Source organism: Laspinema palackyanum D2c (assembly GCF_025370875.1).
Lineage (GTDB): Bacteria > Cyanobacteriota > Cyanobacteriia > Cyanobacteriales > Laspinemataceae > Laspinema > Laspinema palackyanum.
Map to the genome: position 1 here is coordinate 1 of NZ_JAMXFD010000075.1, position 1322 is coordinate 1322.

Here is a 1322-nt window from a genome sequence, read left to right on the forward strand (position 1 = left end):
CTGGTTGACTGACAAAAGTTAAGAATGAGGGCTGAAAGCTTTACATTCAGGGATTTTTAGCCTGGGGCTTGAAAAGAAGGGAGCCAGCGTTCTAAGCTTAGATACCACTCAAAAACTAGAACGCTGTGAATAAAAGCTCCCCTCTCTATAATGCCTTGCACAGTTGGTTGAGTCAATCGGTCCCCTGGGCTCATAAAGCTCATCTGACGACCTGCCTGTGGATGGTGGTGGCCTTGCTCCAACGGGGCGAAGTTAGTCTCACCCGGTGGCTGCCTTACCTACCCTGTCGTGGAGAGCAGGCACAGAGTAAACAACGCCGGGTCAGTCGATGGTTGCACAACAGCCGCATCAATGTTCATCGACTCTACAAACCGCTGATCTTAGCGGCCTTAGCCAACTGGCAAGATACGTGCCTGTATCTGAGCCTAGATACCTCAACGTATTGGGAGGAGTATTGCCTAGTTCGTCTGGCTCTCGTGTATCGAGGTCGGGCGTTGCCGGTGGTGTGGCGAGTGTTGAAACATAAAAGTGCCTCGGTTGCCTTTAACGAATATAGAGAAATGCTGTATCAAGCGGCCCATCTATTACCTCAGGGAGTCAAGGTCGTCTTGCTGGCGGACCGAGGCTTTATCCACATCAAGGCGATGGCAGCCCTCAGCAATGACTTGGGCTGGCACTACCGGATCCGCCTCAAAAGCAATACCTGGATTTGGCGGCCAGGTTCAGGTTGGCGGCAACTGAAGATGTTCCCTCTTATGCGAGGCGAGGCTTTGTGCTTACACAACGTTAAACTGCACAAGCAAGAGTGCTATGGACCCGTGAATGTAGCCATCGGCTACAACAACATCAACGGTGAGTTTTGGGCCATTGTCAGCGATGAACCCACAAACTTACAAACCTTTCAAGAATATGGATTACGCTTCGATATCGAAGAAGCCTTTCTTGATGACCAGTCCAATGGCTGGAATCTTCAGAAATCTGAGGTTCGCTCCGTCTGTGCCCTGTCTCGCCTCTTTTTTATTCTAGCGGTGGCCACTCTCTATGTAACTGCCCAGGGTACCCAGGTTGTGGCCTCTGGGTTGCGTCGCCGAATAGACCCTCACTGGTTTCGCGGCAACAGCTATTTCAGAATTGGGTGGGACTGGATTAAAACCGCTTTGGAGCAAGGCTGGCAGCTCATTCACTCCGTCTGCTTTACTCTCGCGGGCGACCCCGAACCGGCTATGGCTTCTCGAAAACAATATGACGACCGTACCTACCGTATTGAGTTCAAAATACATACTTACAAGTATCCGCCTGACTAAGTTTTGTCAGTCAACCAG

General features: G+C 50.8%; 1 protein-coding gene. It reads left to right on the top strand.

The window, feature by feature from the left end:
• The first annotated feature begins 125 nt into the window (after positions 1–125).
• The gene (locus NG795_RS28345) at positions 126–1304 is read left to right on the top strand and encodes a transposase (RefSeq protein WP_367291945.1); all 1179 of its coding nucleotides are present in this window, start codon (positions 126–128) and stop codon (positions 1302–1304) included.
• Positions 1305–1322: the final 18 nt, after the last annotated feature.